This is a genomic window from Qipengyuania pacifica (genome assembly GCF_019711555.1).
Taxonomy (GTDB): domain Bacteria; phylum Pseudomonadota; class Alphaproteobacteria; order Sphingomonadales; family Sphingomonadaceae; genus Qipengyuania; species Qipengyuania pacifica.
This window is the reverse complement of sequence record NZ_JAIGNQ010000004.1, coordinates 26,655-39,712: the sequence shown is the minus strand read 5'-3', so window position 1 is coordinate 39,712 and position 13,058 is coordinate 26,655. Positions and strand designations below refer to the sequence as shown.

The window sequence follows — 13,058 nt, the reverse complement described above, 5'->3', positions numbered from 1 at the left end:
GCTAAAGCAGGATTTTCTGATGCGCGTTCCCATTCTTCCCACGCTTGTCGTCGCTGCGGCCATTGCCACCATGATCGCGCTCGGGATCTGGCAATTGGGCCGAATGGATGAAAAGGCTGCGCTGATTGCACGGGCAGAGCAGGCACTGCAGATGTCGGCGGAGGTTGACTATCCGCGCTCGCCAGATGCGCTGGATGAGGTCCTCTACCGTCGCACGAGCGTCGATTGCGCCCGTGTCGATGGCATCACGACGGTTGCCGGTACTAGTGAGCGCGGAGAAAAGGGCGTGGCTCAGCGGGCGACCTGTCGCCTCGGTAGCGGTGAGATCGCAACCATCGACCTCGGATTTTCACGCGACCCGGCGCCGGTGAGCTGGGACGGCGGCATTGTTCGCGGTACGATTGCGCCCGGCGGCAGGATCGTCGCGAGCGAGTCTATTGCGGGACTCGAACCTCTCGCCTCTCCAGATCCGCGCGATCTGCCCAACAATCACCTGGCTTATGCCGGGCAGTGGTTCTTTTTCGCGTTGACTGCCCTGGTGATTTATGTGCTGGCGCTACGGCGCAAGGCGACGCGGGCTAGGGCGGATTAAAGAGCGGCTTGCTTGCCCGCTCCAGTTACCGGCGCTAACCGGCTGACACGATGCAATATGTCTCTACTCGCGGCAGCGCCCCGACGCTCGATTTTGCTGGCGTCACGCTCGCCGGCCTCGCCAATGATGGCGGTCTCTACGTTCCGGCGGAATGGCCGCGTTTCTCTCGTGACGAGATCGCATCGATGCGCGGCCTGCCCTATGCCGAACTGGCTGCCCGGGTCATGCAGCCCTTCGTGGGCGACTGCCTGACGCCGGAAAGCCTGCGCGGGCTGACGGCCAAGGCTTACGGGCGCTTTGCCCATGCCGCGGTGACGCCGTTGACGCAGCTCGACGAGCGGCAGTGGCTGCTGGAACTCTTCCACGGTCCGACACTCGCCTTCAAGGACGTGGCGCTGCAGATGCTGGGCCTGCTGTTCGAGGAATTCCTTGCGCGGGAAAATGGCACGCTGACCATCGTCGGCGCGACCAGCGGGGACACCGGCAGCGCGGCTATCGATGCCGTGGCAGGTCTCGACCGGGTCGAGATTTTCATGCTTCACCCAAAGGGGCGGGTCAGCGACGTGCAGCGCCGCCAGATGACGACGGTGCGTGCGCCCAATGTCCATAACATCGCGATCGACGGATCGTTCGATGATGCGCAGGCGATGGTTAAGCGCATTTTCGCCGATCGGGACGTGACGGCGAAGCACCGGATCGGGGCCGTCAATTCGATCAACTGGGCGCGGCTAATGGCGCAGGTTGTTTATTACTTCGCGGCTTCCCTCCAATTGGGCGGGCCGGAGCGCGAAGTAGCCTTCAGCGTGCCCACGGGCAATTTCGGCGATGTCTTTGCCGGGCATGTTGCCGAACGGATAGGCTTGCCAATCAAACGTTTGATTGTGGCGACGAACACCAACGACATACTGTATCGAGCACTGTCGAACGGCGACTATTCGACCGGAACAGTCACACCGACCGCTGCGCCGAGCATGGATATCCAGGTCAGTTCCAATTTCGAACGGCTGCTGTTCGATGTCGGGGGGCGTGACGGGATCGCCCTGGCCGAACAGATGCGCGGTTTCGAGGCCAGCAAAGCGATGCAGCTGACCAATGCACAGCGCGATGGAGCGGCTGCGCTGTTCACCAGCATGCGCGCCGACGAGGACGACATGGCACGGGCCATGCGCTGGGCGTGCGAGGACTGTGCCGAGATCGTCGACCCTCATACCGCGATCGGCTTGCATGCAGCGCGCGCGGTGGAGCTTCCTCACGACGTGCCGGTCGTCACGCTGGCGACGGCGCACCCGGCGAAGTTTCCCGATGCCGTCGAACGTTCCACCGGGACGCGGCCGTCCTTGCCCGCGCGGGTAGGCGACCTGTTCGCGCGCGAGGAAGCCTATACCGAGCTTCCCGGCACGTACGAGGCGGTGCGCGACCACATTCTGGGACATGCCTGATGGCGGAGTTGATGCGCGATCCGGTGTTGATGGTCGGCGAGGGCTGGGATGCCTATCGCCTGCTCGACAGCGGCCATGGTCGCAAGTTCGAAGAATACGGACCCTATCGCTTCATTCGCCCCGAACCGCAGGCCATGTGGTCGCCGCGCTTGCCCGAGTGGAATGCGGATGGCGAATTCGTGCCTGGCAGCGACGAGGACGGCGGAGGCCGCTGGCAATATTCCGGCGAGGTGCCGGAACATGGATGGGAACTCGGTTGGGGCGACGAGGCGCGCTTTACCGCGCAATGCACGCCCTTCCGGCATCTCGGTTTCTTCCCCGACATGGCGCCGGTGTGGGACTGGATGGGTGAGCAACTGGCCGGTGCCACCGACGCCGAGACCATGAACCTGTTCGGTTATACCGGGGTCGGTACACAGGCGCTGAGCCGGTTCGGCCGGGTTACGCATGTCGATGCGAGCAAGAAATCTGTAGCGCAGGCGCGCGAGAATGCGGCGCTTGCGGGCCTCGATGATCGCCCGATCCGCTGGCTGGTCGAAGATGCAATGAAGTATACGGCGCGCGAAGTGCGGCGCGGCCGGCGTTATGACGGGATCATCCTCGACCCGCCCAAATTCGGCCGCGGGCCCGACGGCGAGGTGTGGCGGTTGGAAGAGGGGCTTCCCGGCCTCGTTTCGGACTGCCGCCAATTGCTGGATGCAGACAGCCGGTTCCTGTTCCTCACCGTTTATGCCGTACGGATGAGCAGCCTTGCCCTGGGTGGATTGCTGGAAGAGCTGTTCGCCGGATTGCCCGGCAAGATCGAGCATGGCGATCTGGCAGTGCAGGAAGACAGCCTCGAACAGGCCAATGACGAACAGCGGGCAGGGCGCCTGCTACCCACCGCGATTTTCGCGCGCTGGTCCAATCCGCGCTAGGAGGCGCGCGCATGAACGATTCGCTGATCCTCGAAGTGGCCGAGTTCGAGCACGATGTGCTCACCGGTATTTATTCGGAAGAAACCGGCCGCCCGCAGCCGCTGCGTTTCACCATCAAGGTGCGGATGAAGCCGCTTCGCCGTTACGATCCGGACACGCCGCTCGACGATTCGAAGAATTACATGGATCTGAAGTTCGCCGCATCGGGTGCCTTGCCCGAAGGTGTGCACTTCAAGCTGATCGAGGCCGTAGCCGACCACGTGTGCGAGACCCTGTTCCTGCAGGACAGAAGGATCGAAGCGGTGACGGTGAAGATCGTCAAGCTGGCGATCGCGGAGGCGGGCGAGCAGATCGGCATCACCCTGCACCGCGAGCGCCGGGAATGAAGCGAATCGCCGTAGACGGCCTGCCGCAAGACCCGCTCGCCGCGGCGGGCGCATTCCACCAGCACTGGCTGGAGCAGGTCGAGCAAGCCCTGGATGGGGGCGAAGACGCATTGATACTCGTCCCGCCTGCCGATCACACCCATCGACAGTGGCGCCTGGCCATGGTTGCAGGGCTTGCCCGTAAATATGCGCCGCGCCGGATCAACATGGTTGCCGGTGATGGGGGCGAAGCGGTCGATGCGACCGAAACCTATCTTGCGGCGGCGCCCGGCATAACCGGGCAGTATCTGGAGACCTGATCGATGGGTGTACGCATTCTTTTCCTTGGTCCGCTGAGCGATCTGGCCGGCGAATCGGAAATCGAAGTTGCCGCCCCACTCGATTGGGAAGGGTTGCTGGAGCAGGTCGACGCCGAGATTGCGCAGCAGCTTCGCGAGACGCGGGTGAATATCGCGTGCCAGGGACGGGTGCTGGCGGACAAGACCGCCCTCGATGCCCAGGACGGCGATGAAGTCGCCCTGTTACCCCCGGTGAGCGGTGGCCAGGCTTAGCATCTCCGTCCCGCTGGACGTTCGACTGCTCGACAAGGGACTGTCGGTGGGCGAAGCGCTGGCGGCGTTCAATGCCGCGCATGGCGAGGCGGGCGGGATCGTGTCCTTCCTCGGCAAGGTGCGACCCGATGGCAATGTCAAAGCGCTCGAACTGTCGCATTACGAACCGCTCACGCTGCCCGGCATGCAGGAGCTGACGCAAGAGGCGCAGGAGAGATTTTCGCTGGATGGCGCGCTTGTGTGGCACCGGGTCGGTGTCATGGCGCCGGGCGATGCCATCGTGCTGGTTGCCGCAGCCGCGCGGCATCGCCGCGACGCCTTCGAGGCCGCCGATTTCCTGATGGACCATCTCAAATCGGCAGCATGGCTGTGGAAGCGCGAACGCCGCGGCGATGGCTGGCACTGGATCGAACCGCGTGGGCAGGACCATAGCGATCTGGCACGCTGGAAATAATTCGGGTTTCTTGATCCAGATCAAGGAAAGCGCGGTCTGACCGGCGCATCACTGCTCCATCAAAGGAGCACGCCATGTCCAAGCATTTCACCCGCGAACTCGTTGCCGAACAGGCGATCATCCTCGATTCGCCCCAGGTAACGCACGAAGTCGATCGCAGCTTCGAACTGCCCAAGGGGCTCTATGTCGCGACCGTGGGGCTTTATCTCGGCTTTCTCGCGGTCATGGCGGCTGGCCTGTCATCGCCCGGGCTCATCATACCGATGGTGATCTTCACCCTCTTCATCGTCGCGGGATTCGGTCTGCCGGCGGTGTGGACACGGATGGCGCCGGAGCACCGGGGGCGGAACATGAGCTGGGCAAAGCTCGTCCGCGACGGAATTGCCACCCATACGGGCCGGGTGACTGCGCGCGATGCCGCGGTGCAGGTGCTTATCCTGCCGGTGCTGATCTTCTGCTGGGGAGTGACCACGGTCACGATCGCCGCGCTCGTCTGAGCGGTACCGGTTTATGGGGGCGGGGGCGCGGAGCCGGGAAACCGGCTTCGTGCCCCTGGCGTTCAGCGAACCTGCGCGCGCAGCCGTTCCAGCACCGAATCTTCTTCCGATACGAGAGCGATGACGGTGTTGCGCGCTTCGACGATCGCCGTGGCGTCTTCTGCCTGCACGGTGGCAGCGGTGTAGAGCGTATCGAGTTCGCCCAGCACGATTGCCGCATTGCTGCGCGCCGAATCGAGATCGGCAAGAGCGACCTGAGCCGCTGCCCAGCTGTCGCTGCCGATACTGCTGCCCGATGCGGCCCGAACGCTGCGTTCTGCCGCAGGGACGGCGTCGGTGAAGGCGGTATGGGCAGCCTGGGCATCTGCAACGAGGGATGTGAGGCCCGCGCCGAGATCCGGGCCGACATCCACTTCTACCTCGGGAACGTCGAGTTGCGGGCCCGGTACGGGGTCGAACGTACCTTCCGCGCGTTCCACATCGCGCACGGCCAGCGACGGATAGCGGTCCGAAGAGGCGGCACAGCCTGCCACCAGAAGTGCGGCGAACGGAAAGACAAGATGCTTGCGGTCGATCATCACACCCTCCATATCACGCGCGTCGCAGCGCGCCAGCGAGGATGCAAATTTCCTCGTACCGGGCGTTGACTTGGGACCGCCTTTGGCCTAACGGCACGCTTCTTTCCGGGGCTGCTTCTGGCGGCCTGACGGGCGCGCCGTTTATTCGCAAGAGTTCGTCTTGTGGGTTAGGGCACAGCAAATTGAACGAGAGACACGTACCATGTTCGCAGTAGTGCGCACGGGCGGCAAGCAATACCGGGTTGCCGCCGGAGACAAGATCGCGGTTGAGAAGCTGGCTGGAGAAGCCGGCGACACCATCACGCTGGGTGACGTCCTGCTTGCAGGCGAAGGTGAGAAGCTTTCGGATGCCGGCAAGGTTACCGTTTCGGCGGAGATCATTGCGCAGGCCAAGAGCGAGAAGGTCCTCGTTTTCAAGAAGCGTCGCCGCCACAACTATCGCCGCAAGAACGGCCACCGCCAGCAGATGACGCTGCTGCGCATCACGGCGGTCGGCGATTCGAAGGCCGAAAAGAAGGCGGCTCCGAAGAAGGAAGCGGCTCCGAAGGCTGACGCCGACGAGAAGACGGCTGCTCCCAAGACGGAAGCTGCCGACAAGGCACCGGCCAAGAAGGCAGCGCCCAAGAAGGCCGCAGCCAAGAAGACCGAAGACAAGAAGTAAGGAGCACGGACGATGGCACATAAGAAAGCAGGCGGTTCGTCGCGTAACGGTCGCGATTCAGCCGGTCGTCGCCTTGGTGTGAAGAAGTTCGGCAGCGAGAACGTCGTCGCCGGCAACATCCTCGTGCGCCAGCGCGGTACCAAGTTCTATGCCGGTGCCAATGTCGGCATGGGCAAGGACCACACCCTTTTCGCGCTTACCGACGGTATTGTGCGATTCCACAAGGGCAAACTCGACCGCAAATTCGTCTCGGTCGATATGATGGCCGAAGCCGCGGAATAACCGGACGCTCCGATAACGGGATCGTCCAAACGGGACGGTCCCAGCCGGGTCCATGATCCGGCAACCGAAGAGGGAGATGGGACCAACCCGTCTCCCTCTCGTCGTTTCTCCCTCTTCGATTTCGTCGGCGAAAAATCCTTTCGCCGCCACGCAATTGTCACGCGTCCGGCCTAGGAGCCCGGAGCGTGGAGATACGGGGAGAATACCGATGTTCCATGTTACCGAGAGGCTGCTGCTGCGGCCTGCCTGGCCCGAAGATGCCGATGCACTTTTGCGCGCGATTGCCGACGAAGGCGTCGTCCGCAACCTTGCCAGCGCGCCCTGGCCCTATCTCCCCCGACATGCGCACGAATTCGTGATGCGCAACACCGATCCGTTCTATCCGCGTTTCCTGATCACGCTGCCGACGCCGTCAGGGTCGGAAATCGTCGGATGCATCGGCATGGATCCGGACGAGAACGGCCAGACCGAACTGGGATACTGGATTGCGCAGCCATACTGGGGGCGCGGTTTCGCCACCGAAGCGGCCCGCGGCGTACTGGAGGTTGCGCGGCTGCTGGGCCACCAGCGAATCGAGGCGGGCCATTTCACCGACAATCCGGCGTCGGGGCGCGTTTTGCGCAAGATCGGCTTCGTACCGACCGGCAAGATCGTTCCGCGCCACAGCAAAGGGCGGGGTAGCGACGCGCCCTGCGCGCTTTACCGGCTGCACCTGTCCGATGAGACGCTGATGCCGCTTCAGGCCGCCTGACCAAACGGAAAAGGCCCCGCGATCACCTCGCGGGGCCTTTCTTCTAGCAGCTATTGGGCGGAAAATTATTCCGCGGGCATCAGGGCGTCGGAAAATTCGCCCTCATAAACATTGATCAGGGCGCGATCGTCGTGATCCCACGGATGGAAGCCCGGTTTGAAGTAGGCGAGCCATGCCGGGAATATGCGCCGCACGACGCCGGGGCTGACGGTCAGATATTTGAACAGGCCCCAGCGCGCTTTCCAGCCGGTGATGCCATCCTGCTTGAGCAGGGCGAGCGAATCGGCCCAGCGATTCTTGAAGAACCGGACGGTCACGCTGAGCATGACGATGCTGCGCACACGCCAGCGCTTGCCGTCGCTCCAGTCCTTTGTCGCGTGGTTCCAGGTATCGAAGGCAACGCCCTTGTGCTCGATTTCCTCGACCGCGTGCCAGCGCCACATGTCGCGCACTTCCGGATCGGAATCGGCGAAATGCTGCGGATTGGCCAGGAATTCGGCGGCCATCATGGCGGTGTAGTGTTCGAGCGCCATGGTCACCGCCAGATTGGCGATGGCGGGACGATCCTTGGTCAGCGCGAGCAGTTCGGCCACGCGCTTGTCGATGCCCTTGATATCGTAGCCGTGATCTTCGGCCAGACGATTGAAGGCGATATGTTCGCGGGTGTGGTTGATTTCCTGCTTCACGAAGGCGCGAATTTCGGCCTCGAGCTTGGGGTCGGCCCCATCGCGATGGGCCTTCACCGCTTCGATGAAGAAGGCTTCGCCGCGAGGAAAGGTGGCCGACAGGGCATTGTGCCAGGCGGTGCCGAACGCATCGCCGGCCCACCACTTGCGCGGTGTCGAATCGCGATTGAAGCGTTCGTCGCGGACGGTGATGGTAAGGTCTTCCGGCGTGGGCGCGGCATTGCGGACGTCGGGGGAAATGGAAACGGGGGCGTTCATGGAAAGCTCCGTGGGATTAACTGACATGAATGTAAGTAAGTCCTACTGACATTACTGTCAATAACATGCGGTTAACGGGTTTCCCACTTGCGATGAATGGGATACTTCGTGGACATATGGCGACGCGTAAACGACTTTCTCCAGAAGAATCGCGCCTGGCCGCGCTGGAGGCGGCCCGGGGCCTGCTTATCGAAACGGGGCCGCAATCGGTCACGCTGAAGGCGGTGGGCGCCCGCATCGGCCGCACCCATGCCAATCTGCTGCATCATTTCGGATCGGCCGCCGGCCTGCAGAAGGCGCTGGCGGGGCATCTGGCGGGCACGGTGTGCGACACGATCATCGATGCCGTGCGGGCGAGCCGGGCAGGGCTGGGCAGCCCGCGCGAAGTGGTCGACCTGGCATTCGATGCCTTCGACAAGGAAGGCGCAGGCGCGCTGGCCAGCTGGATGATCCTGACCGGCAATGAAGATGCGCTGACGCCGATCGTGGAAACCATTCACCAGCTGGTCGACGAAATCGCACCGGGTGAGGCCGCTCATGGCGCGGCGCCGATGCAGGTCCATGAAGAAACGCTGGCGCTGGTGCTGATGGCGATGGGCGATGCGTTGATCGGCAAGGCGCTGTCGCGGTCGCTGGGGCTTCCGGAAACTGCCGCACGCGACAGGGCGGAGCGGATGCTGGTCCGCTCGATGGAGCTTACTCTTCCGCAGGGGTGAGCCCGGGGCGCATCCATTCCGGGGCCAGCGCGGGGTCGATATCGGCAACGCGCAAATGATCGACGGCAAGCCCGTGCGCAGGATATTCCGCCTTGCGCCGCTTTTCATCAGACTGATCCAGCGGCACGACCACTAGCCGCCGGTTCACCTTGCTGCGCCAGTTCATGCGCGCGGTGTTTTCCTGACCGATGTAGCAGCCTTTGGCGAAGCTGACGCCGTGGAGTTCGATGGCATTGGTTTCGAGCCACAGGATATCGCCAAGTTCCGCGCTGCCTTCGGGCACGCCCATGGCGAGGCGATGCGCCTGCCAGGCGTCGTCAGCAGCTTCATCGCTATCTTCTGCAGGAGCGAGCCAGCGCTGGCCGAGCGCGCCCAGCCGAGGGTCCGTCGCCGCGCCATCGCCCATCTCCGGGCGCCAGTGGACACCGACACGCGGATCGACGGCAATCGCGATCTTGCGACGCAAACGGTAGAGCGACAGACGCTTCGCCAGACCCTCCGCCGCGCCCGCTTCGCAATCGATCAGCAATTCGCCTGCCGGACCCGGCCACACGATGAAATCGAACAGGGTCTTACCCTGAGGCGTCAGCAGACCGGCATAGGCGGGAAGGGTCCCGGCGATGTCGTTTGTCACGAGACCCTGGAGGAAGGACGCGACGTTTTCCTCCGCATCGTCGGTCGACAGGCGGATCACGGCACGGTTCATCAGTCGAGTGGCAGTCATGGGTGACAGATAGGCCGCCCGCCGCCATAGGCAACCACATGGTCGAATCGCTGACAATCCGCCGCCCCGACGACTGGCACCTGCATTTCCGCGATGGCGATACGATGCGTGCCGTCGTGCCGCATACCGCCCGCCAGTTCGCGCGTGCGATCGTGATGCCGAACCTTGCCCCGCCGGTGACCACCACCGCGCTCGCTTCGGCATACCGCGAGCGGATCCTGGATGCAGTGCCCGATGGTACCGATTTCACCCCGCTGATGACCGCATATCTCACCGACGAAACCGACGCCGACGATCTGGCTGCCGGCCACGCGGATGGCGTCTTGATTGCAGCCAAGCTCTATCCCGCAGGTGCGACGACGAATTCGGCGCACGGGGTGACCGATGTGCGCAATATCATGGGCGTTCTCGAACGGATGGCAGAGATCGGCATGCCGCTATGCGTTCATGGCGAAGTGACCACCCCGGACATCGATATCTTCGACCGGGAGGCGGTGTTCATCGACCGCGTGCTCCAGCCGCTGGTGGACCGGCTGCCGCAGTTGAAGGTGATCTTCGAACACATCACTACCATGCAGGCGGTCAGCTTCGTCGAAAGCGCGGGCCCCAATGTCGCTGCGACGATCACGCCGCAGCACCTCCACATCAATCGCAACGACATTCTGGTCGGCGGCATTCGCCCGCATATGTATTGTCTGCCCGTAGCGAAGCGCGAGCAGCACAAGCTGGCGCTGCGCGGTGCTGCGACAAGTGGATCGCCGAAGTACTTTCTCGGTACCGACAGTGCGCCGCACCACCGGCACGACAAGGAAAGCGACTGTGGCTGCGCAGGCATTTTCAATGCCCCGTTCGCACTGGAAAGTTACATTCAGGTATTCGACGACGAAGATGCACTCGGGAATTTCGAAGCCTTCGCCAGCCTGAACGGGCCGAGCTTCTATGGCATGGCGCCCAACGAGGAGCGCATCACTCTGGAGAAGGCTCCGGTCGATGTCCCTCGAGAAGTAGACGGCGGAGCAGCGCCGATCGTGCCCTTCAACGCGGGGGAAACACTTGCCTGGCGGCTTGTTTCCTAGACCTCGCCACCAGATCCCAGACGAATATCGCCGCTGCCAGCCAGATGCAGGCGAAGCAGGCGATTTCAGCCGGATGAAGCGGCTTGTCGAAGACGGTCAGCCCCAGGATGAAAACGATACTGGGAGCTAGGAACTGGATGAAGCCGAGCATCGAATAGGGCAGCTTGCGAGCCGCGATTGCGAACATCAGCAGAGGAACGGCGGTTAGTACGCCGCCCAGCATGATGGAAAGGCTCAGCTCGGTCGAGACCGCGAAGGACGAACCCTGTGTCTGGGCATAGTACCAAACGACGCCGATCGAGGGGAGCAGGAGCAGAAGCGATTCGATCGTCAGGCCGGGGACCGATCCCACCACGACGCGCTTCCGGATCAAGCCATAGGTACCGAAGGTGAGCGCCAGAGTGAGGCTGATCCATAGAGTCGTCACCGCGCCGGCCGCGAGAAGCGATACACCGACGGCTGCGATGCCGACTGCGAGCCACTGCGGCCGTGTGAGCCGTTCGCCGAGCAGTGCGGTGCCGAGCAGGACGTTGACGAGCGGATTTATGTAATAGCCAAGGCTTGCCGCATAGACTTCGCCTGTCTGGATCGCCCAGACATACACCACCCAGTTTACGGCGATCAGCGACGCGCTGAGGGCGAGCCAGCCGACCGTGCGGCGATTACCGAGCGCCGCGCGCAGTTCGCCCCCCTGCTTTCGGAACAATGCGATGAGCAGGCAGAGCGGCAACGTCCAGATAATGCGCCAGCCAACGAATTCGAACGCCGGCACGGTCTGCACGAGAATCAGGTAAAGTGGCAGGAAGCCCCAGATAATATAGGCGCCGAACGCCGCTGCCAGACCCTTTCGGTCATGCTGAGAAGGGCCACCTGCATCCATCGGGCCGCGCTAGGCGGCTTGCAAATTGCCCGCAAGCCTCAATTCGTCACCGGCAGAAACTCGCTTCGTCGAAATTTTCAAATCTGACTGCGGCGTTGCATTCCGTTCAGGTAAACCCCTTTAAAGCTTAACGACATCGCCGGAGCCCCCCTCCGTCCGTTGGAAGAGAAAAGGAAAAAGCCATGTCGAAACTTTTCAAGACCGCCACCATGGCCATTGCCGCTTCGGGCCTCGCATTCGCCATGCCAGCCAGTGCTGCACCGGCCCTCCATGCAAATCCTAACGCCCATGCTGCCGTGACCGGCGACATGACGTTCGAACACCAGCGCGACCGCCGTTATCGCGACCGCGACTACCGCGACTACCGCGATCATCGCGGCCGCGACTATCGTGACCGTCACTATCGCGGCAACCAGTCGCGCCCCTATTACATGGGTTACGACCGCAATTACGGCCAGCCCGTTCGTTCGAACACCCGCGTCTGGCGCGGTAACGACAACCGCTATTATTGCCGCCGCGACGATGGCACCACCGGTCTGCTGGTCGGTGCTGGCGTAGGCGCGCTGCTTGGTCACGAAGTGGCCGGACGCGGTGACCGTACCATCGGTGCGCTTCTGGGCGGTGCGGCTGGCGCACTCCTCGGCCGTACGATCGATCGCTCCAGCACCCGCTGCGGCTAATCACGTCGCGAGTTCCGGCCGTGCCCACCCATGGCCGGAAACCACGGTTCCCACCGAGCCGTGAGGGCGTCGTCCGAACCCCGAAAAGGGGGCGGGCGGCGCCCTTTTCCGTCAGGCGGCGGGCTGTCCCGCAATGGTGCATGCATCCGCATCGGACTGGAACGGGTGCGGGTTCAGGCGTTAGTCGGTCAATGCTTTAAAGCCGAAAGGTCCATTGATGAAACGTCGCCTGCTTGCCTCCGTTCTGCCGTTTGTCCTCATCGCCGGGTGCGGTGACAGGGGCAATGACAAGGCCGAAGCCGATGCGATGGACCCGGCCAGCGAACAGGCGCTCAATGACGAGATGATGACCGACCCCGATATGGCCGGTCGCAACGAGGCCAATGCCGCCCTTTCCGGTACCGGCAACGCGGCGATTCCCAATATCGACAAATCGGCCAGTGCCGTGGAAGCTGCGCGCGATCGTGCGGGCGAACTGGTTGGCGGGCGCAGCAATATGGTCTTTGCACCGGGGGCCAAGGCGCTTGGCAACAATGCTACGCCGAGCCGGGCCATGGTTGCCGCGGCCAAGGCAGCGGTCGCTCCGGGCGGCGAAAATTGCGGTGAGAAAGTAAATTACACGAGTGCCTGGGCAGCGAAGCTACCACCGGCTTTCCCGGTCTATCCGCGTGCCAATACGCAGGAAGCTGCCGGAACGGATGAAGGCGCCTGTGCCCTACGCATCGTGTCGTTCTTCACACCCGTCGCGCTGGATGAGGTTCTGGCCTTCTATTACACCCGCGCGAAGGGCGCCGGGTACAGCGCCGAACACGTCACGGCAGCAGGCGACAACATTCTTTCGGGAATGAAAGGTGATGCCGCCTATGTCGTTTATGGCAAGCGGTTGCCCCAGGGTGTGACCCAGATCGATCTGGTCACCACCAACTGATA

The 13,058-nt window shown here is 63.0% G+C and carries 19 protein-coding genes; 15 read left to right on the top strand and 4 right to left on the bottom strand.

What is annotated here, in order from left to right:
- Window positions 1–19: 19 nt before the first annotated feature.
- From K3177_RS12780 to K3177_RS12745, 8 genes are all read left to right on the top strand, one after another.
- The gene (locus K3177_RS12780; protein WP_221598567.1) at window positions 20–592 is read left to right on the top strand and encodes an SURF1 family cytochrome oxidase biogenesis protein; all 573 of its coding nucleotides are present in this window, start codon (window positions 20–22) and stop codon (window positions 590–592) included.
- Window positions 593–642: 50 nt separating this feature from the next.
- Entirely contained in the window at window positions 643–2,031 is a 1,389-nt protein-coding gene (thrC, locus tag K3177_RS12775) for a threonine synthase (RefSeq protein ID WP_221598566.1), read from the top strand.
- Window positions 2,031–2,948, top strand: coding sequence for an RsmD family RNA methyltransferase (locus K3177_RS12770; RefSeq protein ID WP_221598565.1), 918 nt, complete (start codon window positions 2,031–2,033; stop codon window positions 2,946–2,948). The genes thrC and K3177_RS12770 overlap by 1 nt, the downstream gene beginning before the upstream one ends.
- Before the next feature lie 11 nt (window positions 2,949–2,959).
- On the top strand, window positions 2,960–3,334 hold the full coding sequence (locus K3177_RS12765; RefSeq protein ID WP_103024353.1) for a dihydroneopterin aldolase: 375 nt from the start codon (window positions 2,960–2,962) through the stop codon (window positions 3,332–3,334).
- Entirely contained in the window at window positions 3,331–3,633 is a 303-nt protein-coding gene (locus K3177_RS12760) for a Rossmann fold domain-containing protein (RefSeq protein WP_221598564.1), read from the top strand. The genes K3177_RS12765 and K3177_RS12760 overlap by 4 nt, the downstream gene beginning before the upstream one ends.
- A gap of 3 nt (window positions 3,634–3,636) precedes the next feature.
- A complete protein-coding gene (locus K3177_RS12755; protein WP_103024355.1) occupies window positions 3,637–3,885 on the top strand; it encodes a MoaD/ThiS family protein in 249 nt (82 codons plus the stop codon).
- The gene (locus K3177_RS12750; protein WP_196845811.1) at window positions 3,872–4,339 is read left to right on the top strand and encodes a molybdenum cofactor biosynthesis protein MoaE; all 468 of its coding nucleotides are present in this window, start codon (window positions 3,872–3,874) and stop codon (window positions 4,337–4,339) included. Before K3177_RS12755 ends, K3177_RS12750 begins: the two co-directional genes overlap by 14 nt.
- Window positions 4,340–4,413: 74 nt before the next feature.
- A complete protein-coding gene (locus K3177_RS12745; protein WP_103024357.1) occupies window positions 4,414–4,836 on the top strand; it encodes a hypothetical protein in 423 nt (140 codons plus the stop codon).
- Between the two features lie 62 nt (window positions 4,837–4,898).
- Here the strand turns inward: K3177_RS12745 and K3177_RS12740 are convergent, their stop codons facing one another.
- Window positions 4,899–5,414, bottom strand: coding sequence for a hypothetical protein (locus K3177_RS12740; protein ID WP_196845812.1), 516 nt, complete (start codon window positions 5,412–5,414; stop codon window positions 4,899–4,901).
- Between the two features lie 202 nt (window positions 5,415–5,616).
- Here K3177_RS12740 and rplU point away from each other — a divergent pair, with 202 nt between their 5' ends.
- The 3 genes from rplU to K3177_RS12725 all read left to right on the top strand — a co-directional run bounded on the left by rplU (window position 5,617) and on the right by K3177_RS12725 (window position 7,108).
- Window positions 5,617–6,075 (top strand): 50S ribosomal protein L21, encoded by a 459-nt coding sequence (rplU, locus tag K3177_RS12735; protein ID WP_196845813.1) that lies wholly within the window; start codon window positions 5,617–5,619, stop codon window positions 6,073–6,075.
- Window positions 6,076–6,087: 12 nt separating this feature from the next.
- Window positions 6,088–6,357, top strand: coding sequence for a 50S ribosomal protein L27 (gene rpmA, locus K3177_RS12730; protein ID WP_103024360.1), 270 nt, complete (start codon window positions 6,088–6,090; stop codon window positions 6,355–6,357).
- Between the two features lie 208 nt (window positions 6,358–6,565).
- A complete protein-coding gene (locus K3177_RS12725; protein ID WP_221598563.1) occupies window positions 6,566–7,108 on the top strand; it encodes a GNAT family N-acetyltransferase in 543 nt (180 codons plus the stop codon).
- A gap of 65 nt (window positions 7,109–7,173) precedes the next feature.
- On the opposite strand, the gene K3177_RS12720 is transcribed toward K3177_RS12725, so the two are convergent.
- Window positions 7,174–8,052, bottom strand: a complete 879-nt coding sequence (locus tag K3177_RS12720) for a metal-dependent hydrolase (RefSeq protein ID WP_221598562.1) — start codon at window positions 8,050–8,052, stop codon at window positions 7,174–7,176.
- Window positions 8,053–8,168: 116 nt separating this feature from the next.
- Between K3177_RS12720 and K3177_RS12715 the strand changes: the two genes are divergently transcribed.
- Complete coding sequence (locus K3177_RS12715; protein WP_221598561.1) at window positions 8,169–8,768, top strand: TetR/AcrR family transcriptional regulator; 600 nt, start codon at window positions 8,169–8,171, stop codon at window positions 8,766–8,768.
- Here K3177_RS12715 and ygfZ read toward each other — a convergent pair.
- Window positions 8,749–9,492, bottom strand: a complete 744-nt coding sequence (ygfZ, locus tag K3177_RS12710) for a CAF17-like 4Fe-4S cluster assembly/insertion protein YgfZ (RefSeq protein ID WP_221598560.1) — start codon at window positions 9,490–9,492, stop codon at window positions 8,749–8,751. The genes K3177_RS12715 and ygfZ overlap by 20 nt on opposite strands.
- Window positions 9,493–9,530: 38 nt before the next feature.
- Between ygfZ and pyrC the strand changes: the two genes are divergently transcribed.
- A complete protein-coding gene (pyrC, locus tag K3177_RS12705; protein ID WP_221598559.1) occupies window positions 9,531–10,568 on the top strand; it encodes a dihydroorotase in 1,038 nt (345 codons plus the stop codon).
- On the opposite strand, the gene rarD is transcribed toward pyrC, so the two are convergent.
- Window positions 10,528–11,448: an EamA family transporter RarD gene (rarD, locus tag K3177_RS12700; protein ID WP_221598558.1), complete on the bottom strand. Its 921-nt coding sequence runs from the start codon at window positions 11,446–11,448 to the stop codon at window positions 10,528–10,530. The two genes, pyrC and rarD, sit on opposite strands and share 41 nt — an antisense overlap.
- Window positions 11,449–11,630: 182 nt before the next feature.
- On the opposite strand from rarD, the gene K3177_RS12695 reads away from it, so the two are divergent.
- On the top strand, window positions 11,631–12,128 hold the full coding sequence (locus K3177_RS12695; RefSeq protein ID WP_221598557.1) for a glycine zipper 2TM domain-containing protein: 498 nt from the start codon (window positions 11,631–11,633) through the stop codon (window positions 12,126–12,128).
- A gap of 217 nt (window positions 12,129–12,345) precedes the next feature.
- Window positions 12,346–13,056: a hypothetical protein gene (locus K3177_RS12690; protein WP_221598556.1), complete on the top strand. Its 711-nt coding sequence runs from the start codon at window positions 12,346–12,348 to the stop codon at window positions 13,054–13,056.
- Window positions 13,057–13,058: the final 2 nt, after the last annotated feature.

What these genes read in the sequence shown, in the direction of transcription:
- K3177_RS12780 (WP_221598567.1), top strand. Translation starts at nt 20, where the DNA reads ATGCGCGTTCCCATTCTTCCCACGCTTGTCGTCGCTGCGGCCATTGCC.
- thrC (WP_221598566.1), top strand. Translation starts at nt 643, where the DNA reads ATGCAATATGTCTCTACTCGCGGCAGCGCCCCGACGCTCGATTTTGCT.
- K3177_RS12770 (WP_221598565.1), top strand. Translation starts at nt 2,031, where the DNA reads ATGGCGGAGTTGATGCGCGATCCGGTGTTGATGGTCGGCGAGGGCTGG.
- K3177_RS12765 (WP_103024353.1), top strand. Translation starts at nt 2,960, where the DNA reads ATGAACGATTCGCTGATCCTCGAAGTGGCCGAGTTCGAGCACGATGTG.
- K3177_RS12760 (WP_221598564.1), top strand. Translation starts at nt 3,331, where the DNA reads ATGAAGCGAATCGCCGTAGACGGCCTGCCGCAAGACCCGCTCGCCGCG.
- K3177_RS12755 (WP_103024355.1), top strand. Translation starts at nt 3,637, where the DNA reads ATGGGTGTACGCATTCTTTTCCTTGGTCCGCTGAGCGATCTGGCCGGC.
- K3177_RS12745 (WP_103024357.1), top strand. Translation starts at nt 4,414, where the DNA reads ATGTCCAAGCATTTCACCCGCGAACTCGTTGCCGAACAGGCGATCATC.
- K3177_RS12740 (WP_196845812.1), bottom strand. Translation starts at nt 5,414, where the DNA reads ATGATCGACCGCAAGCATCTTGTCTTTCCGTTCGCCGCACTTCTGGTG.
- rplU (WP_196845813.1), top strand. Translation starts at nt 5,617, where the DNA reads ATGTTCGCAGTAGTGCGCACGGGCGGCAAGCAATACCGGGTTGCCGCC.
- rpmA (WP_103024360.1), top strand. Translation starts at nt 6,088, where the DNA reads ATGGCACATAAGAAAGCAGGCGGTTCGTCGCGTAACGGTCGCGATTCA.
- K3177_RS12725 (WP_221598563.1), top strand. Translation starts at nt 6,566, where the DNA reads ATGTTCCATGTTACCGAGAGGCTGCTGCTGCGGCCTGCCTGGCCCGAA.
- K3177_RS12720 (WP_221598562.1), bottom strand. Translation starts at nt 8,052, where the DNA reads ATGAACGCCCCCGTTTCCATTTCCCCCGACGTCCGCAATGCCGCGCCC.
- K3177_RS12715 (WP_221598561.1), top strand. Translation starts at nt 8,169, where the DNA reads ATGGCGACGCGTAAACGACTTTCTCCAGAAGAATCGCGCCTGGCCGCG.
- ygfZ (WP_221598560.1), bottom strand. Translation starts at nt 9,492, where the DNA reads ATGACTGCCACTCGACTGATGAACCGTGCCGTGATCCGCCTGTCGACC.
- pyrC (WP_221598559.1), top strand. Translation starts at nt 9,531, where the DNA reads ATGGTCGAATCGCTGACAATCCGCCGCCCCGACGACTGGCACCTGCAT.
- rarD (WP_221598558.1), bottom strand. Translation starts at nt 11,448, where the DNA reads ATGGATGCAGGTGGCCCTTCTCAGCATGACCGAAAGGGTCTGGCAGCG.
- K3177_RS12695 (WP_221598557.1), top strand. Translation starts at nt 11,631, where the DNA reads ATGTCGAAACTTTTCAAGACCGCCACCATGGCCATTGCCGCTTCGGGC.
- K3177_RS12690 (WP_221598556.1), top strand. Translation starts at nt 12,346, where the DNA reads ATGAAACGTCGCCTGCTTGCCTCCGTTCTGCCGTTTGTCCTCATCGCC.